We start from the raw sequence: 25,088 nt of genomic DNA on the forward strand, positions 1-25,088 counted from the left end.
TAAAGTTGTGAGCTTCCCTTACTAAATAAATTTCAATTATTGCTAAACCTGATCAACAACATAACTACAATTCAAAAATACAAAAAAACTCGCTAGTAATTAGCGAGTTTTCACAAATTTTTGAGACAATCTCAAAACAATTATTAACTTACTTTTTTACTTTCTTCTTGCTCGTGTTTTTCAATCTTATGCTTAGCAGAGAAATGATAATAGATTAAACATGCAATCATAAATGGAACACCACAGTACAATGCAATACGTTGATCTGGGATAAATGCAAGACTAATGATTACAGCTACATTTAAAACAAAAGCAACGATTGGAACGATTGGATAAAGAGGCGTTTTATATTTTAAATCCTCTAATTTCCCACCTTCTTGAAGGTATTTCTTTCTACCTAAAAGATTTGATAATGCAATGCTTGCCCAAACAAATAAACAGCCAAATCCTGCAATTGATAGCAACCATAGATAAACCGTGTCTTCTGCGTAAATACCACTTAATAGAGATAAACAACCAAAAAACATACTAAAAGTTAAAGCGTTTAAAGGTACACCTTTTTTAGTTAATTTTCCTAATTTCGGACTAACCATTCCTTTTTGAGCCATTGAATACATCATACGAGATGTTGCGTATAAACCTGAGTTAGCAACTGATAGAACTGCTGTAATAATAACAAAGTTCATAATATCAGCTGCGTATGGAATACCGATGTTATCAAATACTACTACGAATGGGCTATCTACTAAACCAGCTTTCTCCCAAGGGAAAAGACCTGCTAAAACAAAAATTGATAAAATAAAGAATACTAGAATTCGCCATACTGTGTTATTAATTGCTTTAGGTACAGCTTTTGCTGGATCTTCACTTTCACCAGCTGCAATCCCTACTAATTCACTTCCCTGGAATGAGAAGTTAACTGCAACCATTGTGACCATAATCGCTAAAAAGCCATTTGGGAAAAGTCCGCCGTGGTCTGTAAAGTTAGAAAGCATTGGAGCCTTTGTCCCTTCCATTGGTACAATGCCAAACATTACTGCTCCACCTAAAATTATAAATAGAACAATTGTTACTACTTTAATACTTGCAAACCAAAATTCAACTTCAGCAAAACTTTTAGTTGAAAGTGCATTTATTGCAAATAATATTACCCCAAATACTACACACCAGATCCAAGTCGGTACATCTGGAAACCATCTCTTCATTAACATACTAACTGTAATTAACTCTAAACCGATTGTTACCGACCAGTTTAACCATGCCATCCATCCAACTACATAGCCTGACGCTGGTGAGATATATTTAGTTGCATAAGTTTGATAAGAACCAGCATCTGGTAAATTAACTGCTAATTCTCCTAAACATAGCATTGTTAAATACATTACGATTCCACCTACTAAGTAGGCTAATATTGCTCCACCTGGGCCAGCTTCACTAATTGTATAGCCTGATCCCATAAACAAACCTGTCCCAATTACTCCCCCAAGAGCAATCATAAACAAGTGTCTACTTTTAAGCTCTTTCTTTAACCCCTGTTCTTGCTGTTTCATGAAAGTCCCTCCTCTAGATGTAAATTGTGCGTATAAGTTAAAATATTCTGATATAACAGAATATAAGTTCACTTATTTCCTTAACGAACACTAAAGCTCTTTAAACCAACATATTTTAAGACTAAATTTTCAGATAACGATTGAAAACGTATACAAATCATTGTATTGAGATAATACTTAATTATAAAAATAGATTTTATTATCTGTCAATACAATATAAGTGCTCCAGATGAAATTTTCATCTGGAGCAAACCAATTAATCTATTAAACCCATCCACGGAAACGAGATGCTTCCGCCATTTTGCGAATACCAACCATATATGCAGCTAATCTCATATTTACTTTGCGATTAACTGAAGTTTGGTAAACACTATCAAATGAACGAACCATTTTTTCACGAAGCTTTTGAGCAACTTCTTCATCAGACCAGTAGTAACCTTGGTTATTTTGAACCCACTCAAAATAAGAAACAGAAACTCCACCAGCACTTGCTAGTACGTCTGGAACTAGTAAAATTTCGCGCTCTGTTAAAATTTTAGTAGCTTCAAGAGTAGTAGGACCATTTGCAGCTTCAACTACGATTGATGCTTTAATATTGTGAGCATTTTCAATTGTAATTTGATTTGAAATTGCGGCTGGAACTAAAATATCACAAGGTTTTTCTAGTAATTCTTTATTCGAAATTACATCAGTAAATAAGTTAGTTACCGTTCCAAAGCTATCTCTTTTTTCTAGTAAGCTATGAATATCTAAACCGTCTGGATCGTATAATGCGCCAAGTGCATCAGAAATACCAACTACCTTTGCACCTGCTTCAACCATGAACTTCGCTAAGAAGCTACCCGCATTTCCAAATCCTTGAACAATGACACTAGCACCCTTTAAATCGATTCCCTTACGTTTAGCAGCCTCTTCGATACAAATAGTAACACCTTGAGCTGTAGCTGTTTCACGTCCTTCTGATCCACCTAATACAAGTGGTTTACCAGTAATAAATCCAGGAGAATCAAATTCTTGAATTCTACTATATTCATCCATCATCCAAGCCATTATTTGTGGGTTAGTATATACGTCTGGAGCAGGAATATCCTTTGTTGGTCCAACGATTTGGCTAATCGCACGAACATATCCTCTACTTAAACGCTCTAACTCAAAAATTGACATATTTCTTGGATCACAAATGATACCGCCTTTTCCCCCACCGTATGGTAAATCAACGATACCGCATTTTAAGCTCATCCACATTGATAAAGCTTTTACTTCGTCCTCATTAACCTCAGGATGGAAACGAATTCCACCTTTTGTTGGACCTACAGCATCATTATGTTGTGAACGATAGCCAGTGAAAATCTTCACTGAGCCATCATCCATTCTTACCGGAATTTGAACTGTTAAAAATCGTAATGGTTCTTTTAATAACTCATAAAGTTCTTTTGAATAACCAAGTTTATGAAGAGCTTCTGAGATTACTTCTTGAGTAGACTGAATTAATTCTCTGCCTTCTTCTTTGATTTTGTTTTGTACTTCATTTTGTGGGATTGTAGTTGTCATTTTTATCGCTCCATTTATACAGTTGCTTTATATTGGCTAAATACTTCGTTAATTTGTTGAATTGACCAGTCTAAATCTTCTTTTGAAATAATTAATGGTGGTGCAAAACGAATTACTGTATCATGTGTTTCTTTACATAATAAACCTTGTTTCTTTAATGCTTCACAATAAACACGTGCTGGTACATGAAGTTCAACACCGATAAATAATCCACGTCCTCTAACTTCTTTAATATGAGGATGATCGATTTCTTTTAATTTTTCCATAAAGTAGTTTCCAAGCTCATTTGAACGCTCAGCTAACTTCTCTTCTTCAAGAACTTCTAAAGCAGCTACTGAAACTGCACAAGCTAATGGATTTCCACCAAATGTAGATCCGTGAGAACCTGGCTCAAATACGCCTAAGATTGAACGATCAGCAGCAACACATGAAATTGGGAATACTCCGCCACCAAGTGCTTTACCTAAAATGTACATGTCAGGAATTACTCCATCCCAATCACATGCAAAAGTTTTACCAGTTCTACATAAACCTGTTTGAATTTCATCTGCTATAAATAATACGTTTTCTTTTTTACAAACATCAGCTACTTCAGGTAAGAATCCTTCTTTAGGGATATTAATTCCAGCTTCACCTTGAATTGGTTCGATTAAGAATGCAGCAGTATTTGGCGTAATTGCAGCTTTTAATGCTTCAATATCGCCATACGGAATTAACTTAATTCCTGGTAAGAATGGTCCAAATCCACGTTGATAATCTTTTTCTGATGATAAAGAAACTGCAGCCATCGTGCGACCGTGGAAGTTTCCAACACAAGCAATAATTTCTGCTTGGTTTTCTTCTACACCCTTAACATCATAAGCCCATCTTCTAGCAGCTTTAATAGCAGTCTCAACAGCTTCAGCACCAGTGTTCATAGGTAAAATCATATCTTTGTTCGTAACTTTTGCTACCTTTTCAAACCACTCACCCATGTTTTCACTATAGAAAGCACGAGAAGTTAATGTAACTTTGTCAGCTTGATCTTTTAAAGCTTGGATAATTTTTGGATGACGATGCCCTTGGTTTACAGAAGAATATGCACTTAACATATCTAAATATCTGTTACCCTCAGGGTCTGTAACCCAGATACCTTCAGCTTTAGAGATTACTACTGGAAGTGGATGATAGTTATTTGCGCCATATTGATTTGTTTGGTCAATGATTTTTTGAGAATTAGTTGTCATTTGAGTTCCCCCAATATTATTGATTAATTTTTAGCTTCTTACTAAAAGAATAAGCAATTTCCGTGCCAAACATGTTGTATAAATTAAAATTCACAAAATGTACTTATTCTAAGCGTTATTCATCCTTAAGCATGATACCGTTTTCAATTTACCGCAAAATATTTTTGCATTCAGGCGCAAAATTAATTAAAATATGCATAGAATATTTGCAGCAAAAAAAGATTAACAAAGAAAATTAGTACATTCGGAAAAAAACTGCCTTTTTATCTTACCAAAAATAGAAAGAAGTGCAAATTTTTTCTATTGTTATAATGAAAAGAGAGAATTATATGAAAAATGATAAGCAAAACTTTTTAGCTGTTGATGAATTATTACAATTAATATTAGAAGAAATTGATATCGGTATACATGTAGTTGATCAAGAAGCTAATACAATGGTGTATAACCGCAAAATGATGGAAATCGAAATGATGAATGAAGAGGATGTCTTACACAAAAATCTTTTAGATGTCTTCACGTTTCAAAAAAACCAATCGAGCACCTTACTTGATGCACTCCAAAAAGGTAAAGTACGAAAAAATATTAAACAATCTTATTTTAATAATAAAGGAAAAGAAGTTACGACAATCAATGATACTTACCCAATAATGAAAGAAAATAAAATTATTGGAGCAATTGAAATGGTTCGCGACGTGACTGAATTAAAGCAATCTGTGCAGGAAGGTATTCTTCAAAATCGAAATACACGTTATACATTCGAACAATTAATCGGAACATCCGGGGCATTTAAAAGCATAATTGAAGATGCAAAAAGATCTACAAAAACTTCTTCATCCGTATTAATTGTAGGAGAAACTGGAACAGGTAAAGAATTATTCGCTCAAAGTATTCATAATGCTAGCAAAAGAGCAACAAAACCATTCATTTCTCAAAATTGCGCCGCACTTCCAGAATCCTTAATTGAAAGTATTCTTTTTGGGACAAAAAAAGGAGCATTTACTGGGGCAATTGATAAGCCTGGATTATTTGAAGAAGCAAATGGTGGAACATTATTATTAGATGAAATTAATTCACTTAGCCCTAACTTACAGGCTAAACTTTTAAGGGTTATTCAAGAACGTAAAGTTAGAAGAATTGGTGATATTAACGAAAAAGAATTAGATGTTCGAATTATCGCTACGATAAATGAAGACCCTATTGAAGCAATCGCGAATAATCATTTACGTAAAGACTTATATTACCGTCTAAGTGTCGTTTCATTATTTCTACCTCCACTACGTGAACGCTTCGAAGATATATTGTTGTTAGCAAACTTCTTTATTCAAAAATATAATCGTCTTTTCGGTCATCGGGTAACTAATTTAGATGAAAATGTAACAAACTTCTTCCTGAATCATAACTGGCCTGGTAATATACGCGAACTTGAACATATGATCGAAGGTGCAATGAACTTAGTAGAAAATGAAACAACTATATCTGCAACTCATTTACCATCTAGGTTTTTTAATGAAAAAAGAAATACAAGTGCTACTCCAATCGTTCAACAACAAAGAGACGTTAAATTACATCCGCCAGAATCAATAGATGATAAATCAAATTTAAAAAATACTTTATTGAACAAAGAAAAACAACATATTATAAATGTTTTAAATGAACATAACGGCAATATTACACAGGCTGCAAAACAATTAGGCATCAGTAGACAAAACTTACAATATCGTATTCGTAAGTTTAATTTATTGAATGATTAAGTTTTATTCAAATAAAACATTAACGAATATTTTCCAGTACGGTTTAAAAATGCAAATATGCCCAAACCTTCCACTTTTGTCCTGCATATTTTGATTATGTAAGACTCATAAGTAAAGGAGGTTTTTTATATGTCGAATGAACATGAGTATCGTCCACATGGATTTGGTGGCGGCGGCTTTGGACACGGTGGATTCGGAGGCTTTCATGGTGGGTTTGGTGGAGGATTTGGTAGACCTGGATTTGGATTTGGTAGACCTGGGTTTGGATTTGGCTTTGGACGTCCGTTCTTCCGTCCGTTCTTCCGTCCATTTTTCCCATTCTTCCCATTTTTTTGGGGTGGTTATGGCTATGGCTATCCTTACTACTATTGCCCACCAGGATACTATTGTCCTCCCCCTTATTATTACTAATAATGTAAAAATAAAAAATATAAAAGAGAAGGGTTTTATACCTTCTCTTTTCTTATAATGTGATTGTTGAGTAACTCCCTAAAATTTCTACACTAAAGCCCAAAGCCTCTAATTCTTGCTTTACTCCAGGTAATAATACGTCATCATAGCCCATCTCAACATCAACAATGAAAAAGTAATTTCCTAATCCAGTTTTCGTCGGGCGAGACTCAATTTTTGAAAGGTCAATCTGTCTCCATGCAAATGCTGAAAGTACTTGGTGAAGCGCACCAGCACGATTCTCTGGCATGTTAATAACTAGAGTTGCCTTAGTATGTTTAGGTTCAAAATAATTCGTTTCCATTTTGGCATCATGTCTTTGTAAAACAATAAATCTCGTGTGATTATATGAATTAGAATGAATATCTGAAGCAACAATTTCTAATCCATACTTCTTTGCAGCAAATTCGTTAGCGATCGCAGCTATACACTCATTAGATTGCTCACTAACCATTTTAGCCGCAGCACTTGTAGAAGTAACTGGCTCTAACTTTGTATATTTATATTGATTATGCAAAAATGTGTGACACTGAGCTAACGCATGAGAATGAGAATAAATCACCTCAATATCCTTTACTCGATGTGCTTGTCCTTTTGCCATCAATAAATGCTGTCTTATCGGTATAATAATTTCACCAACCATTTTTAATGGCTGTTCATGTACAAGATAATCAATTGTTGTGGTCACGGATCCTTCAACCGAATTCTCTATTGGAACGACAACTAAATCAACTTCACCTTCCGCTACATTATCCATACAAACAGGAATACTAGAATAAGCAATATGTTCATCATTCTTAAAAACAGACCGAACAGCAACATGTGTAAAAGTCGCCTCAGGACCTAAATAACCAACCTTCACGTTCCCACTCCTTTTAATTTTTAATTATACTAAAAAGAGTTAAGATTAAAAGTAAAATATTTAATTTTTAGCAATTATCTTACAAATTTCGCAAATATCACCTTTAAAGGCTACTTTGACGAATCTTTAACGTCGTAGGAACAATCACTTTTTTGGCCACTTTCCTACCTAAAAGTCTTTCCATTAATAAGTCCACTGCGGATTCACCCATCAATTCAGTGTAAACCTTCAAAGTACTTAAGCTAGGAAAAAGATATTTTGAAAACACAAAATCATTCATTCCGATTAAATTTACACGCTCTGGTACTGATATTTTTGCTTCATGAAGTGCTCTTAAACATCCAACAGCCATCGTATCACAACCAATTATAAATGCTGTTGGTAAATCTCCACCTTGTTCTCGAATTGCTTTGTTCATCAAATTAAACCCTGCTTCTGCTGTAAATTCACTTAAGTACAGATTCTCTTTTCGAAAAAGCCCTTTTTCCTCTAAATAATTTTTATATGTTTTCACTCGAGAATTAATTTTTTGACCTTGCTTCTTATCATACTCGCGTCCACCGATATATCCGATTTTTTGATGTCCATGCGATATAAAATGATCTAAAACTTTTATAATAGCATTCTCATAATCTGTAACAACACAATCGTATTTCTCTTCATCTGGTGAAAAATCAACAAAAACGATATTTTTCGATACTTTTTTCAATGAGCTAATTTGCTGATTATCAAACTTACCTAATGCAATCACACCAAGTATTTGCTCATCTAACATCCCCTTTTCATTCCCACGAAAAAAAGTAGAAATGTGCAGTGAATGTTGTTCACACTTATTTTCAATTCCAAAACGAATTAGCATATAAAAGAGATCACTTAATTCTTCATTTCCACTATCGCCTTTAACAAGTGCGATTTTAGCAATATTCTTTTTTACTTTTGATTTTTTCTTATATGAAAGCTTTTCTGCTGTTTCAAAAATTCTTTGTTTTGTATCGTCACTTACTGATAGTGCAGGGTCATAATTAAGCACTCTTGATACAGTAGCAATCGATACCCCTGCTTTTTCGGCAATATCTTTAATTGTAGTCATTACAACTCTCCTCGTAACCTTCCAATCTAAATTGTATTCGAAACTATTACTTTAATTTTAACAGTTGAAGGTTGTATGATTATTCATTAAATATGGAGAATTTTTTACATATTTTATTTTCTTTAAATCAAGATCGTATAATTAAGTTTTATTTAAGCAAATTTGAAATATTATAATTTACAGGAGGAGAATTTAATTTTTTCGGAGTAATCTTAGCTGTTTTTAATTGTTGAAAATATTGATGTGGTTTCTCATTTCTATTCGTATAATGTTTTTAGCATTGTATCTGTTAAAGCTTCAACTGATTTAGTTGAGGATAGTCCTACTTCATTTGGAAGATTACTGTAAATCAGTATGTCCATCCCCCTATTGATCCGATACCCTGCTTGTTTTAAATAACTTATCACTTTCTTTAAGTAACTAGTCCAGTCATGCTTTATTTCGTCACCTAAATCATTTAAAGAAATTTCAATAATTCCTAAATCTTCAAAGTTTAAGGATACTAATTTAATTAGTTGCGTCTCTGTTCTAGACAAAAGTACATAAATGCCAAATGCTTGTGAAGCATGGTGACTTTTTCTATCAAAGTCCGTAATTTCCTCGATTTCGTCAGTATGGCCTGATACAAAAAAAACGCGTAAATTAGAATGACTGTAATACTGATTGTAAACTGATATTAACTCTTTAACATTCATTTCCTTATCACTCCTATAACTAATTTTCCATGATCCCTACCCGCTTTTCGATCAGATAGAAATAGATTTAAACCAAACATTTACCCTGTACTCCTCGCTAACCTTATTCCAATGATCACCATACTAGTTTCAAAAGCTACTCCCTTGGCAATGGAACATAATAAAGAGAAAAAAGAGTTCTATTAAAAGTATCCTACTCCCCTGGATATTATTGGTCAATAATTAATCCAATTAAAATTTACTAAAATGGAAGGATTTTTTACTTAGTTTTTTATTCTGTCACAATTAAAGTTCATATAAGGAAAATAACGGAGTTTGCACTTATTTTAAAGCTTCTTAGATAATAGTTCTATTAGATTATTAATAGTAATTATTTTACATTTTTTACTAGTTGGATTGATTCTAGCGTTATATCTATATAATAAAAGAAATAAAATTCACTAAAATAATTTAATGTTTACAATACAGTTCCAATTTTATTTACTTGTTGAAAGAAATAGGTTTATTACTTTCAGAAAATTTAATAAACTATATATAGAGACCGATTTGACTTAAAAAGGATTAAGAAGTCTGAGACTTACAATTTATTAAAAGGGGGTCTTAATAATGTTAGGATTTGATGCAGGTTTTGATATTTTTAAAATTATTGCTTTCGTATTTCCAATCATTTTCGTCTTCGTTTTTGCAGGTATATTTTTTGCACTAATAAAAGGATTAAAGCAATGGAATTATAATAATAAACAACCCAAATTAATTGTCCCAGCAAAAATAGTTACAAAAAGAATAGATTACGTTCAACGTGCTAATACGAATCAGTTCGCTCATTCCTCTACACATTATTATGTTACAGTTGAGGTCGAATCTGGAGACAGAATTGAATTTCAAATTGATGGGTTCATTTATGGTCAATTAGTAGAAAACGATACAGGAAAGCTAACTTTCCAAGGTACGAGATTCATAAACTTTGAGCGACAATAATTTCTTTTCGGGGTGGAATAATGAATGTTTTCATAAGTGGTGCCACGGGTTTTTTAGGAAAACATACAACTAAAAAATTAAGTGAAATGGGCTATTCCGTTATAGCCTTTGGAAGAAATGAGGAAGCAGCTAAATTTTTCAACAAGATGGAGAATGTCACCTTTGTCAAAGGAGATTTGAATGACTCTATCTTATTAGAAGAAAATATAAAGAATGTAGACTATGTAATCCATTGTGCTGCACTTGCAGCACCTTTTGGACCTTTTTCTGAATTCGAGAAAACAAATGTTGAGGGGACGAAGAATATTGTTAAAGCTTCACTTTCAACAGATTTAAAAAAGTTTATTAATATTTCGACCCCGAGTGTGTACTTCACTAGTGAGAGTCGTATAGATGTTAAAGAAAGTGATCCGCTGCCATCAAAGCACTCTAATTACTACGCTGAAACAAAACATATGGCAGATTTAATTATTGAAGACGCAATTGAAAAAGGACTACCTGCAATCTCACTAAGACCTAGACAAATTTTTGGTCCTTTCGATCATACGATTTTCGGAAGATTTATACAGATAAATGAAAATGGAGGAATTCCATTAGTTCATAAAGGACAAGTTCTAATGGATTTTACTTATATCGATAATGTTGTCGATATGATCATCGCTTGTATGAATGCAGATCATGCCTTTAATGGTGAGTATTACAATATTACAAATGATCAACCTATTTATTTAATTGACGTGCTTAAACAACTCTTTTTTGCCTTAAATAAAGAGTTGAATACAAAAAATATCTCTCCAAAACTACTGTCATTTATCGCGTTTAATTCGGAAATAATTGCGAGGATTACTAACAAACCACCAAAAGTTTCCAAGCATATTGCCAATTTCTTAAGTTACGACTATACACTAAATATTGAAAAAATCAAAAGTGATTTAAACTATGAACCTAAAGTATCAATTAGTGAAGGTATTAAGCGTTATGCTGACTGGTACTTAGCAACAAATGATTGAAAGTAAGACAAACTAAAAACAAGCTAAAATCACCTAAATTAATTATATTTAAGTGATTTTAGCTTGTTTTTGATTGGCTGCACCAGACTGTTTATTTACCCTAAAACAATGTTAATAGCAATCTCAAATTATATTTACTTTATAAAAAACCCAGTAGAAATCTATTTAATAGTTGTTTGTATCTCCTTACTATTTAAAGACCATAATCCACTATTTAAAATAGTATCTGCATCTACTATATTTAAGCGTTCTTTGAATAATGGGCCATCAATTACAAACGTATGATATTCTCCGCTTTCGCCCATTAAACAGATTTCTTTGCTAATGAATAGTTGTTTTAACTCTTTATTTAGGCTCTTACCCACGATCGTAGAATCAAAAATATTCTCTTTCGCCCTACAAATAATTGCATCGTATCCAGTCTCAAGCCATTGGTCTAGTAAATTAGTAGTTTCACTTTTCTTAATCCATACAGGAAAAATCGGTTCAAGTCCCACCTTAGTTGCAACTAGTTCATTCCATTGTCGATCTTCCTCGACATATAGAGTACCAAATGCAATCGCAGAAAGGTCAAATTGCTCTTTTATTGATTTTAGTCCATTAATCATTGACTCCTCGTATTTTCCTGCTGAGTCAATCATGACAAGAGGAATTCCAATTGCATCAGCTTGCATTTGTAAGAAATTAAGCGGAGTTCCGTGCGCATGATTCCTTTCATCCTTTTTCGATACCATTGAAACTAGACATGCCACATCAAATTTATTTTTAATTAGTAAATCTAATGCTAAACAACAATCCTTCCCACCACTCCAAGAAACTGCTACTTTACGATTGTTCACTTATATCATTCTCCCTTAACATAAAAGCCACAGAATAATTAAACTTCCATCCGTGGCTTATAGAAACAAATTTTTTAGTTATTAATTTTTTAGTAAACTTTTAACGTACGTCATACCTTTTATTGCATAATCAAACCACTGTTGATCCCCGTATGGAATTTCAACCCATTCTCTCATAGGTTTCCCACCCATTGGGTCAAAGTTTTTTGCTCCACTTAATTTTAAAGCTGTTGCAACATCTTCAGGATTTAACTTTACAACCATATTAGGTTCATTATAGAATACAAAAACTTTACCTTGTATTTTTAATCCTTTATGTCCAAAGATACTTCCTTTTGATGCTTCATAGTGATTGATTAGTTCAGTTCTTAAGCTTTCAAATTTTTCTATTGTACCTTCCATTTTCACCATTCCTTTTTATCCAACGCTTTTCTTCATAAAAATATCTTATTAATACCAATAACTTATTGATATTATTCAGTGTAATATCAACGTCTATACTAGTAAATAGAAGCACTTGAATCAAATTTAGGGAGGTAATCAAATGACCATCAACTTCCACGATGCACAAAATAATAAGACTTACACAACTAGAGAGGCTGATCAATCTTGGATTCAGTTAATGAGGGAAAACATTGATTTGTTAGGAAAAGACGCAGTTGATATAGGTTGTGGTGGAGGGATCTATTCGAAAGCTCTCTCTAAGTTAAAAGTAAACCACGTTACGGCGGTAGATTTTTCAGAGGAAATGCTTAAAGGTGCTGCTGAAAACTGTAAAGACTACAGTAATATTTCCTTTAGTAAAGGAGATGCATACCATACTAAACTTCCATCTTCAAATTATGATGTAGTTTTGGAAAGAGCTTTAGTCCATCATTTAGATAATTTAAATGCCTGTTTCAATGAGGCAAATCGTTTACTAAAAAAGAATGGAATATTAATCGTACAAGACCGGACGCCAGAAGATTGTTTACTTCCTGGAAACGATAGCCATATACGAGGTTATATTTTTGACCTTTACCCAAAATTGAAAAAGAAAGAAATATCAAGAAGATATGATACACAAGAAATGCACTCAGCTTTAGAATCAGCTGGCTTTCATATAGAAAACACAGTAAAACTTTGGGAAACAAGACGCATCTATTCTGACCTAGAATCACTTCGAAGTGATTTATTACTTAGAACAGGTCGATCAATTCTTCATGAACTCACTGATGAAGAGCTAAATCAATTAGTAAAATTCATCGATAATAAGCTTCAGCATCAATCTACTATTATTGAAAAAGACTGTTGGACAGTTTGGTTTGCTAGAAAGAAATAATATTATGGAGACTAATTATATTAATAGAAACGCTTAGTCTAAATTCTAAGCGTTTTTACATTTCTCATTAAAGTGCAACCTATCGTGTAACCATTTATAAAATATAATCAATTATCCACTCACTTCATGATCTTTAGGCTCAACTTTTGGTAGTTTAATTGTTACTTTTGTTCCTTCATAAACGCTACTCTCGAAGGTGATTGTTCCACTCATTGCTTCTATGATTCGAACAGAAACTGTTGTTCCTACGCCAGTGCCCTTTTCTTTAGTTGAATAGAATAGAGTACCAATACGTGAAAGCTGATCTTTAGTCATCCCTTTTCCATTATCTCTAATCGTAATGACCGTTTTATCTTTTTCTTCGTGTAGCTTCGTATGTACAAATCCACCCGAGCTAGTTGCCTCAATTGCGTTTTTAATTAGGTTTATTAATGCTTGTTTAAATTGATTTTTATCTGTATTTATAAATGTTTCGACTTCTGTATCGCCTTTTAATTTTACATTTTGCTTTAATGCTAATGGAACTAATAAGGTGACTACATCTGAAACGCATTGCTTTAAATTAAACGTTTCTACTTTTTCAAATTGTGGTTTGGCAAAATTTAAATAATCATTAATGATTCCTTCTGCTCTACCTAATTCACTCAATACTAGCGGTAAATATTCCATAGACTGATTGTCTTTGCTTTCTTGCATTAATTGTAAGAAACCTTTAACAACTGTAAGTGGATTCCTAACTTCATGAGCAATAGAAGCTGCCATTTCACTTAACGTATTAAGTTTCTCAGCTCTTTGGATTTCTTTATGCAGTATTTTATTTTCAATTAGTGTTTCAATCAGTTTTGCTCCTAAAGTAATTGCGACTAACTCTATTACAATGAAGATAAGAATTAACCCAAATAGTCTGTAATCGCTTTTAAAACTAATCTTATTTACGAATAAAAAAGTAAATAAGATTCCTAGTTGAACTAAAGCAGGCCATAAACTAATAAGAGCTGTTGCAAGTATTCTCTGTTTAGGTTTAAATGTCCAAAACCATTTAAATAAAATTAAAGACCCTAGTGAGGATAAGGTAATACTGATCATACCAAATATGATAGCGTCTCCACCTAAAATTATTCTAGCTAATAAGATCGCTAAAAAAGTCACGATTCCCCAGCGATAGCCGCAATAAAGAAACGCAATCGTTAGTGGTATATATCTTAAATCCCAAAATAACCCATATGCTGGATATGGAAAGGCCATGCAAAAAAAACCTGCTACAGCCTGAAACATGCCAAAAAGATAAATTTTATCTTTATAGCCATGCCTTTCATAAATAATACTGTATATTAATATTGGACTTAATATGATTAAAACATGTAGCAAAAGTTTTTCGATTAACACGTTTTTATCCTCACTAGATTCGAAATTTTCGAAATAAATTCAACATACATATAATACGACAAAACTTCCAAAAATCCTTTATTTTTCCCTATTAACTCACACTATTTTTCATATTCTGTCGATTAATATTTTTATGCTTTTTTTCAATTTATAGAAAGTGAAATAGGTGCGTTTATAAGTTTAAACATTTATACTAGAAGTACCTTACCACTATCGTATGAAAGGGATAAATATGAATAAAAGAATCGTATTAAATATTATTTTGGTTATGATATTCTTTTTCCTAATTAATTTTTATATAGGTCTTAATGGATGGATTTATATTAATGCTTTGCTAAGTAAATGGGTGAATCCAACAATAAAAATAATCTATTGGATCGTATTTCTGTTAATAACTTTTGCGTACATACTTTCAAGAGTTTTAAAGAGTAAGCTTCCTACTTCATTCTTTAAACCAATCCATAAAATTGGAGCATACTGGTTAGCCATCTTTTATTATTTAATTTTCTTTGTCATCGTTGCTGATTTAATTGGACTGATTTTAAGAGGATTTACATCTTTCAAAACAAGTAGTATAACTGTGATACTTGGAACAATTGTCATAATATGTGTCGCAAACCTCATCATAAAAGGTAGAAAAAGTGCACTAGAAACACAGATTGTTCATTATGACATCAATGTTGATAAACCAAATGAAAAGTATAAAGAACTATCAATTGTACTAGTTTCGGATTTACATTTAAGCACATTAGTCACGAATAAAAGATTAGAGTTTCTTGTTGACAAGATTAATAAGCTTGCTCCTGATTTGGTCTTAATTGCTGGAGATATTATTGATGAAGATATCACTCCATTTGTTGAGGAAAATATGATTCAAACGTTGAAAAAGTTAAAGCCAAAGATTGGTATATATGCAGTCCCTGGTAATCATGATTATTACGGTGGACATTTAGATTTACTTGCCCGGCATTTAAAGGATGCTGGTATCCATATTTTATTAGATGAGAAAGAACTAGTTGATCACAATTTCTATATCGTTGGTCGTAAAGATCTTGCAAGTAAAAAGCGCTTAGATTTACATGAACTACTTGAAGGAATCGATCATACAAAACCAATTATCTTACTTGATCATCAGCCCTATCATTTAGAAATTCCAACTCAATTAGGCGTAGATTTACAAGTGTCCGGACATACACATCGCGGCCAGTTTATGCCAAATCACTTAATTACCCGTCGACTTTATGAAGTTGATTGGGGCTATTTACAAAAAGAACGTTCACACTTTGTCGTTTCATCAGGATTTGGAACTTGGGGACCTCCAATTAGAACAGGTAACCCTTCTGAGATTGTAACGATCACTGTTTCATTTTCTAATTAATTCAGGCTGCCCGCCAAACGCTCGCTTTCTTCGTTGCTTCGACTGCCCGCGCGGGTGCTCATTACCCGTCTAGGGTAACTCCATTCCTCACCAGGCTTCGCGCCTTGAAAGACAAGCGCTTGCAATCCAGTCTGAAACTCAAGGACTTTGTCTACATATTGAAGAGACCAAAAAAATATACTTTTTGGTCTCTTTTATATTAATTTTGTCATAATTTATCTATAAATAGTTTTCTGAAAAGTGTAAAATATTATTGAAAGTTTCTTTTCAGAACGGAGATTGAAGCATGAAAAATACAGAGTACTACAACAAAAGGAGCCGTCGAATTTATATTTTTTTTATGGCTTCACTCACTTCCTTATTGCTAGTAGGAATTACACTCTCTCCTTTAACTTTTAAGGATCATCCAATTGAACTTATTACTCAAGTAATCTTAATGTTCATTGTTATTTTTGCTTTATTCAATTTTGTAAAAAAAGATAACACATTTTCAAAAGTATTATTTACGACCATTTCTTCACTATATGTGTATATTAAATTTTGGACATACCCTGACACATCAACAATGTATAGTTTTGTAGCAATCATCCCAATTTTTACGATCTTTTTATATAATCGCATAGCATTTTATATCGGTTGGGCATTAAATATACTAATTGGGCCTACTTTTGTATTACTAATCTCGTTCACCGATCTAAAAGAAAAATATTCTTATATAGCATTAGACCCTGTAGGCAATATATTAGAATTCCTATCGATTCAATTAATACTCTTATTTGTATTTTTACAAACTGAGACGAAGGTCATAGCTTTAGAAGCCAATTACAAGGAAATACAACAGGCGAAACAATTAAATTCAATTGGTCAACTAGCCGCAACGATTGCACATGAAATTCGCAATCCAATTACTGTCGTAAAAGGTTTTGCACAACTTTTTCAAAAATCAACAACAATGAACCCAGACGAAAAATACTATGTCGATGCAATGCTAAAAGAATTAGAATACGCTCAAATCATTATTAATGACTATTTATCACTAGCAAAGCCCCAAACTGAAACGCTACAAGTCGTAGAAGTAAATAAAGAAATAATGAATGTAACTGATTTGCTTGCCTCGATGGCAAATAGTCAAAGCATCGGTTTCCATTTAAACTTAAATCAAATACTTTATACAAAAATAAATCCGATTGAATTTAAACAAGTTCTCGTTAACTTGATGAAAAATGCAATCGAATCAATGCACGATGCAGGTTTTATAACAATCAATCTATTACAAGAAAATGAATATGCACTTATTGAAATCATAGACACAGGAATTGGAATGTCTCAAGAAACAATTGAAAAGCTCGGCACCCCCTTCTACTCACTAAAAGAAAGAGGCACAGGGATTGGATTAACCGTCTGCTTTAATATAATCGAAAAATTTAAAGGCAAGATTAAAGTAAGTAGTAAGGAAAACGAAGGAACCATATTCCGGATTTATTTACCGATTTGGCAATGTGAAAATGAATGAACAAAAACCACAAACTACTATTTTCCACAACAAAAAAACTCACAAAAGTGTGAGTTTTTTTTGCAAATTAAAAATCCTTTGCAGTTTCCTTAGCTTTTTGAATTGCTTGTTCTTTAATTTCTTGTGCTCGGTCTGGGAATTGGTTTTGACCTTCTACAAAAATTCCATTAAAGTCTTGAACACCTAAGAAGCCCATTATCACGCCAATATAGCGATGTCCCATTTCAAGGCCTGCAGCTGGACCTTCTGAATAAACCCCACCACGTGCTTGGATATGCAATGCTTTTTTACCACCTAATAATCCTTGAGGCCCATTAGGAGTATATTTGAAAGTTTTACCAGCAACGCAAATCGCATCAATATAGTTTTTCATAATTGGAGGGAATAAAAAGTTCCATAAAGGTGTAACAAATACATATTTATCTGCTTCAGCAAATTGAGTTACAATCTCGTTTAATCTTCCTACTTTTGATTGCTCACCTGAAGAAAGTGTATCAAAAGATCCTCCAGATTGAAGTTTCCCCCAACCTGCAAACACTTCAGCATCAATATGAGGAATCGTTTCATTATAAAGGTCAATATGTACTACTTGGTCATTAGGATGTGCAGCTTTATAACTCTCGATAAATGCATCACCAACCGCCATACTGTATGAAGTAGACTTATCGTGCGGATGTGCTGTGATATACAATAGTGTCGTCAAACGAATTTCCACCTTTCATTCTTTAACTAATTAAAAGCACAATATTATCATCTGTCATTTCCGATTAAACAATACAAATATTTATAAAAAAAACCTTTACTCCAATGGTAAAGGTTTTTGTGTATAGACAAAGTCCAAAAAGTTAATTTTATGACTGAATTATTATTTCGCTTTAAAAATCCCAAAAGGTTTCCCTACAGGTAAGAATTCTCTTCCAAAGTGACTATTTAAGACAGCTGCAGCCGATCCATAAAATGACATAATTGCAATTCCTAATTCACTGTATGCTGCAAAAGTATGTGTAGCTTCTTCCATAAAGCCTAATGTGCTTAATGATAATCCAATAAATAAACAATCAATTAATACAAAAATAATAAATAATACTTTATGAGTTTCCATTGCACCGATTGTCATAAAAATTGAAAAGATTAAATATCCTACAAAAGCAAAACCAAGTTGTTTAACATCAGCAGCTTTCATTAATGCTTCTCCAAAAACACCTAATTGGATTAACCAAGTAGTACCAACAGCTAACCAAAAGAAAGCATATGCTCCAAATGCTGTTGCTCCAAATACATTATTATGTTTAAAATCCTGGATACTCGCAAATAATTGTGCAATAGCGCCTAAAAAAATCGCCCACGGTAATATTAATGAAACACCATCAGTAATCCCTAATTTTTGTGTTGAGGCAACAAGCGTTACCATCGCTAAACCGAATAAACCAATTGCAGATGGATCTGCAGTAGTTATTTTAATTTGTTGTACGTCTTTCATTGATGTAAATCCTCCTAAAATTTTAAACAGACTAAATTATACTACTATAAAATCCCAGGGATTAATATAGCTTTTTTTCGCTTTTAAATAAGAAAGCACTTTCTTTTAAAAAGAAAGCGCTTTTTACCAAAATTTACTTTTTATGTCGTTTTGCATAACCGCATCTTTTACATAATTCTTCCACTGCACATCGTCTTGAGAAACCATCATAAATTGCTCTTGCACGCTCAGAATTTAAAATATCTTCTAATGAGGTCTCATAAATATTCCCTAACGGAATCTTCCCTTCGCTATCTAAACAACATGGTACTACTGTTCCATCAACTAATACACCGATCTGATCTCTTAATCCATAGCAGAATACATTTTCATCGATGATATCATTACCCATGTCTGGCCATTGGAACTTTTCTGCCATATTTAAATAAATTTTATCGCGCAGTTTAATATTATGTGTTTCCTGAAGTCTTTCACGTAAAGAAAAATCTAAGTTTAGTTTTTCCTGAAGTAAATTTAATATATCAATATTCAGTGAGTTACTTGCTCTTAACTCTTCACTATCCATATTCCAAAGCCTAATTGCACAAATCATATCACTTTTTTCATTCGCTTCATTAATGAAGTTTGTAATATTTTCAACGTAATCATGCAAATCCTTCGTTAAATCATTCGCCTCAAAACTATGAAGTGAAAAATTGATTTGCCTTAAACCTTTGGATTCAATTAATAAATCCTTTACTTTATTAATTAATGTACCATTCGTTGTTATGTTAACCTTCAAACCATTTTCATGACTAATATCCAAAAATCTACCGAGCTTTGTATTTAAAAATGGCTCACCCATCAAATGAAAATAAATATGATCCGTATAAGGTTTAACCGAATTTACAACATGAGTAAATGCTTTCTCGTCCAAAAACTTCAACGGTCTTTCTAACGTTGGGCTCGGACAAAAATTACACTTCAAATTACATATATTTGTAATTTCTATATAAACTTTCTTAAATTTTCTCATTCTACTCTCCTACTTTACATTATCTATATCCATATTTTTCGCTCTAAAAAAACTATAATCCTATCATACAATAATTTTTAAGATATTAATATTTCAACACTCTGTTCAATTTTTACCAACCGAACAGAATTGTAATCATTCTAAAACTTCAAGAAATTGTTTAAATTTTATCATTACACCTACAGTTTGATTACAATTATTTTATTATAATAAAAATAGGCAATTGAATAGCATAGGGGAATTGGTTTTATCTTCTTTTCTACGTATTTTTTTGTAGAAAGGTGGTGATGCCAATGCAAACACTTGAAATACTTACTCTAATCTTCATTGCAATGACCTTTGTCGTTGCATTGATTCAATTAGTAGTTAGTATTATTAACGCAACAAAAAAGAAATAGCCCCTATGCTTTAGCGTGGCATGGGCTACTTCTTTGATTTACTTAGATAAAACCATCTCAGCTTATTTAGTTGCCTAGAACGAGTGTTAGCGCACTCGTTCTTTTTTAATATATGTTTATTATATCATACGATTCTTTAGAAATACTTTAAGCGCTTGAATTTTTTGTTAAATATAAAGAAATTATCATCACAATGACTTTTGTCATTGCATTAATCCAATTAGTAGTTAGTATTATCAACGCAACAAAAAAGAAATAGCCCCTATGCTTCACTAGGTATGGGCTTCTTCTTTGAATTACTTAGATAAAACCATCTCGGCTTATTTAGTTGCCTAGAACGAGTGTTACTGCACTCGTTCTTAATGATAATTTATCATATTTTTTAATCGAAATTTATAAAGTATATGTTATTTTTGTGAATTGATAATATTTGACAATCCCAATCAGTTCTATCAGTATTCAATCGACAATTTTCCATATTTCCCGAGAAATTTCCTACCCAAGTTTTGACAAAATCAAAGTTTTTTCAAATAAAATTTGTTGACAGTTGTTTGTAATCTGTAATATTATTTGTTCATCGCAAAACAAACTAGTTTGATTTTATAAAAACTGCAGTATTGAACATATTTGAAAATTTAATTTTAAAAGCATTGATGAGAAATAGTAAAAGTATTAAGTTCTTAAACAGAGAGTTCCCGGTTGGTGCGAGGGGCGTAAGACGATATTTTGAACACATCTCTGAGCTGAGCACCGAACCCTTTTTGGTAGTAGACTGTTTCCGGATTCCCTGCACCCGTTATCGTGCTAGAGTATAGCTTAATTGCTGCACTTGAAGAGGTTGGTATCGTGAGGTATCAATAAATAGAGGTGGAACCACGTGAGTAATACTCCCGTCCTCTAGCTATTCCATATAGCTAGAGGTCGGGAGTTTTTTGTTTTTCAAGAATATTTTAAGGGAGAGAGTAAAATGAATAAAAAATTAATGTCAGCAATGATTATTTGTATGATTTCAATATTAGTTGTAACTGGTTGTGGAAAAGAAAAACGAAATGCAAACGAAGTAGTCGTTGGATTAGATGATACTTTTGTACCAATGGGTTTTAAAGATGATAAAGGTAAGGTTGTAGGTTTTGATATTGATTTAGCAAAAGAAGTATTTAAACGTGAAAATATGAAAGTAACTTTCCAACCAATTGATTGGTCAATGAAAGAGACTGAATTAAAATCAGGAAATATTGATGCAATTTGGAACGGCTATTCAATTACAGATGAGCGTAAGAAAAAAGTAAATTTCTCAGATGCATATTTAAAAAATAGACAAGTTATTATCACCCTAGCAAATTCAAAAATAAAAACAAAATCAGATTTAAAAGGTAAAAATGTTGGAATTCAAGAAGGATCAAGTTCTTTAGATGCAGTTAATAAAGATAAAAACTTAGTAACATCATTTAACGGTAGTAAACCTGTGTTATATGAAAATAACAACCAAGCTTTAATGGACTTAGAATCAAAACGTGTAGATGTGGTTGTAGCGGATGAAACATTAGCTAGATATTACATGAACAAAAGAGGCCAAAACAAATACAAAATTTTAGAAGACAACTTTGGTGAAGAAGAGTATGGAATTGGCGTTAGAAAAGATGATTCTGTTTTACTTAAAAAAATTAACAAAGAAATTGGTGCTATGAAAAAAGATGGTACTTACGACAAAATTTATAAAAAATGGTTCGGTACATTGAAATAAAAAGGAGCTTATAATCATGGAACAAATTACATCTTTATTACCTTCCATGCTTGATGGATTAAAAATTACGCTAGAGGTTTTCTTAATTACTCTAGCGTTAGCAATTCCACTTGGAATCATCATTGCACTTGGAAGACTTTCGAATATTACAGCAATCAAATCAATTATTAGTTCTTATATTTTATTAATGCGTGGTACACCTCTACTTTTACAATTAATCTTTATCTTTTTTGGTTTACCATTAGTCGGAATTGTCTTTGACCGTTTTACAACAGTTATTATCGCATTTGTACTTAATTATGCAGCTTATTTTGGAGAAATATTCAGAGCAGGTATTCAATCAGTTGATAAAGGTCAATATGAAGCAGCAGAGGTTTTAGGATTGAGTCGCAGTCAAACTTTTAAAAGAATTATTCTGCCTCAAATGACTAAAAAAGTATTACCACCTGTTTCAAACGAAGTAATTACGCTAGTAAAAGATTCAGCTCTTGTCTATGTAGTTGGACTTGATGATATGCTTCGAGTAGCTAAAATCGCATCTAATACAAGCGCATCACTACTGCCCCTTGTTTTCGTTGGTATTATTTATCTACTACTAACAGCAATATTAACGAATTTATTTAAACGATTAGAAAATCGATATTCATATTATAAATAAGGAGAGACTAAAAATGTTAAAAGTAAATAACTTAACAAAACAGTTTAATAAACAAACCGTATTAAATGAAGTCTCTTTTGAAGTTAATAAAGGAGAAATCGTTACTCTACTAGGACAATCAGGAGCCGGTAAAACGACAATACTTCGTTGTATTAATGGTTTAGAAAGCTTCGATGGCGGATCAATTGAAATAGATGGCCAAATGATAAAATCTAAAAAAGATCTTTTAAAAGTAAGAAAAAACGTTGGACTCGTTTTTCAAAACTATAATTTATTCCCACATAAAACAGTAATTGAAAATATTATTGAAGCCCCTACTCTTGTACTAGGTATGAATAAAGAAGAAGCTACAAAAAGAGCAATAGATTTATTAAAACAAGTTGGTCTTAGTGATAAAGCAAATTCATTACCAAACGAGTTATCTGGTGGCCAGCAGCAACGTGTAGCAATCGCTAGAGCATGTGCACTACAGCCAAAAATTCTTTGCTTTGATGAACCTACTTCAGCACTGGATCCTGAACTAACGAATGGAATTGCTGAGATTATGAAAAAATTAGCAAATGACGGAATGAGCATTCTAGTCATTACTCACGACATGGAATTCGCAAGTAATGTTTCGACTCGTACGCTACTTGTAAAAGAAGGAAAAGTTTTAGAAAGTGCATGAATGTAACGGAAACTAAGTTGTAGTTTAAAATATTTGCTAAGATTTTACCCTTTATTCTATTTATCTAAATAATATGAACGTAATTTCAGGTGAATTTAGCATGTTAATTGCAGATTCACCTTTTTTATTTGCAGTTTTGACCTTTTTAATTGCAGATTCACTTAATTTATTTGCAGTTTTGCCTTTTTTATTTGCAGTTCCATCAGTTTATTTGCAGTTCCAACCGATTTATTTGCATCTCTCCCCTACTTCATCCTTTATTCAAAAAAAAGACGCCTCAATATAACTAGGCGCCTCTCCACTCATTATTCAATGAAAAAATTTACTAATAAAAGATAATCCCATTATAAAAGCTACAATAAAACATAGAAGCACAAGCCGCTTTTCATGTTTATTTGAAGAGTGCATTCCATCTCCCCCACTTTACTTTTTGCCTTGAACATACTCAGCATCAAATAAAAAAAGTTTAAATAAGAACAATAGCGATGGAACTAACAGTAGTAATCCTAAGACAAATACAGTTACTAGCATGGTACCGGATGTTTGATTGGTGTATCCATTGTATATCGTAATATATGGATCTAATATATATGGTAAGTGCGCTGCTCCATACCCGAAAAAAGCAAAGAAGAATTGGAGCATAACAAATATAAAGGCTGTTCCGTAATTTCGTTTTAGTAAAATTAATGATGATGCGATTAAAAAACAGACTAACGATAATAAAAACATCCACCAATAATGATTAACTATATTTTCATAAAATCTAACATTATTATCTCTTAATCCTACAAATATAAGAAAGCTTGATAGGATCGTTGGAACGGTCCAAAATAAAGCATATTGTCTTAATATTGCTAACGCACTTTCATCTTTTGCTTTACTTGCGTAATAGGTTAAAAATGTTGCACTAATATATAAGACTGAAATGATTGCAATGATTACAACACTCCAAGAGTAGATACTTGTTAATAAGTTTTTAGCTAAAAATTGAACGACTCCATTTTTTTCAACTATATACCCTCCTCCGGAAATGGTCAGAACTGTACAAAGTGAAGCTGGAATCAATAGGCCAGTCGCTCCATATAAGAATAAATAAACTTTGTTTTCCTTGGATCCATAATTAGAAAAGGCATAAAACGAGCCTCTAATTGCCAATAGGACTAGCGAAATACTTCCTGGGATTAAAAGGGCCGTTCCATAGTAAAATGCAACACTTGGAAAGAAACCTATAATGCCAACAAAGAAAAATACAAAAAATACATTCGTTATCTCCCAAACAGGTGATAAATATCTACTAATCAAATTATTTATTAAGTGATCCTTTTTTGTTACTTTTCCAAAATAAGCAAAGAATCCAGCACCGAAGTCAATTGATGCAATAATGATATATCCATATAGAAATATCCATAAAACGATTATTCCTAATAACTCAATATTCAATGTTCACCCTCCTATTCATTGGCTTTGTCTCAAATTCCAATACTACTCTTTCAAGCTACAACATTTACTTATTCGTAACTTACCGA

The 25,088-nt window shown here is 32.5% G+C and carries 25 protein-coding genes and 1 other annotated feature; of the genes, 12 read left to right on the forward strand and 13 right to left on the reverse strand.

Going from position 1 to position 25,088, the window contains the following annotated elements; all coding sequences use genetic code 11:
• Positions 1-143 precede the first annotated feature (143 nt).
• From COI44_RS12205 to COI44_RS12215, 3 genes are all read right to left on the reverse strand, one after another.
• Positions 144-1,550 carry an amino acid permease gene (locus tag COI44_RS12205; protein WP_098428194.1) on the reverse strand — a complete coding sequence of 469 codons (1,407 nt, stop codon included), beginning with the start codon at positions 1,548-1,550 and terminating at the stop codon, positions 144-146.
• Between the two features lie 264 nt (positions 1,551-1,814).
• Positions 1,815-3,101: a Glu/Leu/Phe/Val family dehydrogenase gene (locus COI44_RS12210; RefSeq protein WP_098428195.1), complete on the reverse strand. Its 1,287-nt coding sequence runs from the start codon at positions 3,099-3,101 to the stop codon at positions 1,815-1,817.
• Between the two features lie 14 nt (positions 3,102-3,115).
• Positions 3,116-4,327 carry an ornithine--oxo-acid transaminase gene (locus tag COI44_RS12215; RefSeq protein WP_098428196.1) on the reverse strand — a complete coding sequence of 404 codons (1,212 nt, stop codon included), beginning with the start codon at positions 4,325-4,327 and terminating at the stop codon, positions 3,116-3,118.
• Positions 4,328-4,656: 329 nt separating this feature from the next.
• On the opposite strand from COI44_RS12215, the gene COI44_RS12220 reads away from it, so the two are divergent.
• Positions 4,657-6,078, forward strand: coding sequence for a sigma-54 interaction domain-containing protein (locus COI44_RS12220; protein ID WP_098428197.1), 1,422 nt, complete (start codon positions 4,657-4,659; stop codon positions 6,076-6,078).
• Between the two features lie 129 nt (positions 6,079-6,207).
• Positions 6,208-6,489 carry a hypothetical protein gene (locus COI44_RS12225; RefSeq protein ID WP_097973216.1) on the forward strand — a complete coding sequence of 94 codons (282 nt, stop codon included), beginning with the start codon at positions 6,208-6,210 and terminating at the stop codon, positions 6,487-6,489.
• A 52-nt stretch (positions 6,490-6,541) separates the two neighbouring features.
• Here the strand turns inward: COI44_RS12225 and pheA are convergent, their stop codons facing one another.
• From pheA to COI44_RS12240, 3 genes are all read right to left on the reverse strand, one after another.
• A complete protein-coding gene (gene pheA, locus COI44_RS12230; RefSeq protein ID WP_098428198.1) occupies positions 6,542-7,390 on the reverse strand; it encodes a prephenate dehydratase in 849 nt (282 codons plus the stop codon).
• A 103-nt stretch (positions 7,391-7,493) separates the two neighbouring features.
• The gene (locus COI44_RS12235; RefSeq protein ID WP_098428199.1) at positions 7,494-8,480 is read right to left on the reverse strand and encodes a LacI family DNA-binding transcriptional regulator; all 987 of its coding nucleotides are present in this window, start codon (positions 8,478-8,480) and stop codon (positions 7,494-7,496) included.
• A gap of 257 nt (positions 8,481-8,737) precedes the next feature.
• Positions 8,738-9,175, reverse strand: a complete 438-nt coding sequence (locus tag COI44_RS12240) for a galactokinase (RefSeq protein ID WP_098428200.1) — start codon at positions 9,173-9,175, stop codon at positions 8,738-8,740.
• A 606-nt stretch (positions 9,176-9,781) separates the two neighbouring features.
• Here COI44_RS12240 and COI44_RS12245 point away from each other — a divergent pair.
• Together COI44_RS12245 and COI44_RS12250 are read left to right on the forward strand one after the other, a co-directional pair.
• Positions 9,782-10,153, forward strand: coding sequence for a DUF2500 domain-containing protein (locus COI44_RS12245; protein ID WP_098428201.1), 372 nt, complete (start codon positions 9,782-9,784; stop codon positions 10,151-10,153).
• Positions 10,154-10,173: 20 nt separating this feature from the next.
• Positions 10,174-11,163, forward strand: a complete 990-nt coding sequence (locus COI44_RS12250) for an NAD-dependent epimerase/dehydratase family protein (protein WP_098428202.1) — start codon at positions 10,174-10,176, stop codon at positions 11,161-11,163.
• Between the two features lie 161 nt (positions 11,164-11,324).
• On the opposite strand, the gene COI44_RS12255 is transcribed toward COI44_RS12250, so the two are convergent.
• Together COI44_RS12255 and COI44_RS12260 are read right to left on the reverse strand one after the other, a co-directional pair.
• Positions 11,325-12,002: a Dph6-related ATP pyrophosphatase gene (locus COI44_RS12255; protein ID WP_098428203.1), complete on the reverse strand. Its 678-nt coding sequence runs from the start codon at positions 12,000-12,002 to the stop codon at positions 11,325-11,327.
• 81 nt (positions 12,003-12,083) lie between these two features.
• Complete coding sequence (locus COI44_RS12260) at positions 12,084-12,404, reverse strand: hypothetical protein (protein WP_098428204.1); 321 nt, start codon at positions 12,402-12,404, stop codon at positions 12,084-12,086.
• Between the two features lie 142 nt (positions 12,405-12,546).
• Between COI44_RS12260 and COI44_RS12265 the strand changes: the two genes are divergently transcribed.
• The gene (locus tag COI44_RS12265; protein ID WP_098428205.1) at positions 12,547-13,323 is read left to right on the forward strand and encodes a class I SAM-dependent methyltransferase; all 777 of its coding nucleotides are present in this window, start codon (positions 12,547-12,549) and stop codon (positions 13,321-13,323) included.
• 111 nt (positions 13,324-13,434) lie between these two features.
• Here COI44_RS12265 and COI44_RS12270 read toward each other — a convergent pair whose 3' ends face one another.
• The gene (locus COI44_RS12270; protein WP_098428206.1) at positions 13,435-14,709 is read right to left on the reverse strand and encodes an ATP-binding protein; all 1,275 of its coding nucleotides are present in this window, start codon (positions 14,707-14,709) and stop codon (positions 13,435-13,437) included.
• 232 nt (positions 14,710-14,941) lie between these two features.
• On the opposite strand from COI44_RS12270, the gene COI44_RS12275 reads away from it, so the two are divergent.
• Complete coding sequence (locus COI44_RS12275) at positions 14,942-16,087, forward strand: metallophosphoesterase (protein ID WP_179887102.1); 1,146 nt, start codon at positions 14,942-14,944, stop codon at positions 16,085-16,087.
• Positions 16,088-16,373: 286 nt separating this feature from the next.
• Positions 16,374-17,600 (forward strand): sensor histidine kinase, encoded by a 1,227-nt coding sequence (locus COI44_RS12280; RefSeq protein WP_098428208.1) that lies wholly within the window; start codon positions 16,374-16,376, stop codon positions 17,598-17,600.
• Between the two features lie 67 nt (positions 17,601-17,667).
• On the opposite strand, the gene COI44_RS12285 is transcribed toward COI44_RS12280, so the two are convergent.
• The 3 genes from COI44_RS12285 to COI44_RS12295 all read right to left on the reverse strand — a co-directional run bounded on the left by COI44_RS12285 (position 17,668) and on the right by COI44_RS12295 (position 20,095).
• Positions 17,668-18,303, reverse strand: coding sequence for an FMN-dependent NADH-azoreductase (locus tag COI44_RS12285; RefSeq protein ID WP_098428209.1), 636 nt, complete (start codon positions 18,301-18,303; stop codon positions 17,668-17,670).
• Between the two features lie 162 nt (positions 18,304-18,465).
• Positions 18,466-19,080 (reverse strand): acetate uptake transporter, encoded by a 615-nt coding sequence (locus COI44_RS12290; RefSeq protein ID WP_056476328.1) that lies wholly within the window; start codon positions 19,078-19,080, stop codon positions 18,466-18,468.
• Between the two features lie 133 nt (positions 19,081-19,213).
• Positions 19,214-20,095 (reverse strand): radical SAM/SPASM domain-containing protein, encoded by an 882-nt coding sequence (locus COI44_RS12295; protein ID WP_098428210.1) that lies wholly within the window; start codon positions 20,093-20,095, stop codon positions 19,214-19,216.
• Positions 20,096-20,388: 293 nt separating this feature from the next.
• Between COI44_RS12295 and COI44_RS24955 the strand changes: the two genes are divergently transcribed.
• From COI44_RS24955 to COI44_RS12315, 5 genes are all read left to right on the forward strand, one after another.
• Complete coding sequence (locus COI44_RS24955; protein ID WP_483295410.1) at positions 20,389-20,493, forward strand: putative holin-like toxin; 105 nt, start codon at positions 20,389-20,391, stop codon at positions 20,491-20,493.
• Positions 20,494-21,134: 641 nt separating this feature from the next.
• Positions 21,135-21,394, forward strand: a binding site (T-box leader).
• 66 nt (positions 21,395-21,460) lie between these two features.
• Positions 21,461-22,237, forward strand: coding sequence for an amino acid ABC transporter substrate-binding protein (locus COI44_RS12300; RefSeq protein WP_098428211.1), 777 nt, complete (start codon positions 21,461-21,463; stop codon positions 22,235-22,237).
• A gap of 16 nt (positions 22,238-22,253) precedes the next feature.
• Positions 22,254-22,895: an amino acid ABC transporter permease gene (locus COI44_RS12305; protein WP_098428212.1), complete on the forward strand. Its 642-nt coding sequence runs from the start codon at positions 22,254-22,256 to the stop codon at positions 22,893-22,895.
• A gap of 13 nt (positions 22,896-22,908) precedes the next feature.
• Positions 22,909-23,562 carry an amino acid ABC transporter ATP-binding protein gene (locus tag COI44_RS12310; RefSeq protein WP_098428213.1) on the forward strand — a complete coding sequence of 218 codons (654 nt, stop codon included), beginning with the start codon at positions 22,909-22,911 and terminating at the stop codon, positions 23,560-23,562.
• A gap of 100 nt (positions 23,563-23,662) precedes the next feature.
• Positions 23,663-23,848, forward strand: coding sequence for a hypothetical protein (locus COI44_RS12315; RefSeq protein ID WP_098428214.1), 186 nt, complete (start codon positions 23,663-23,665; stop codon positions 23,846-23,848).
• A gap of 137 nt (positions 23,849-23,985) precedes the next feature.
• Here the strand turns inward: COI44_RS12315 and COI44_RS12320 are convergent, their stop codons facing one another.
• Positions 23,986-25,002, reverse strand: coding sequence for a cytochrome d ubiquinol oxidase subunit II (locus COI44_RS12320; RefSeq protein ID WP_098428215.1), 1,017 nt, complete (start codon positions 25,000-25,002; stop codon positions 23,986-23,988).
• Positions 25,003-25,088: the final 86 nt, after the last annotated feature.

Source organism: Bacillus sp. AFS088145 (genome assembly GCF_002564465.1).
Taxonomy (GTDB): Bacteria; Bacillota; Bacilli; order Bacillales; family Bacillaceae_G; genus Gottfriedia.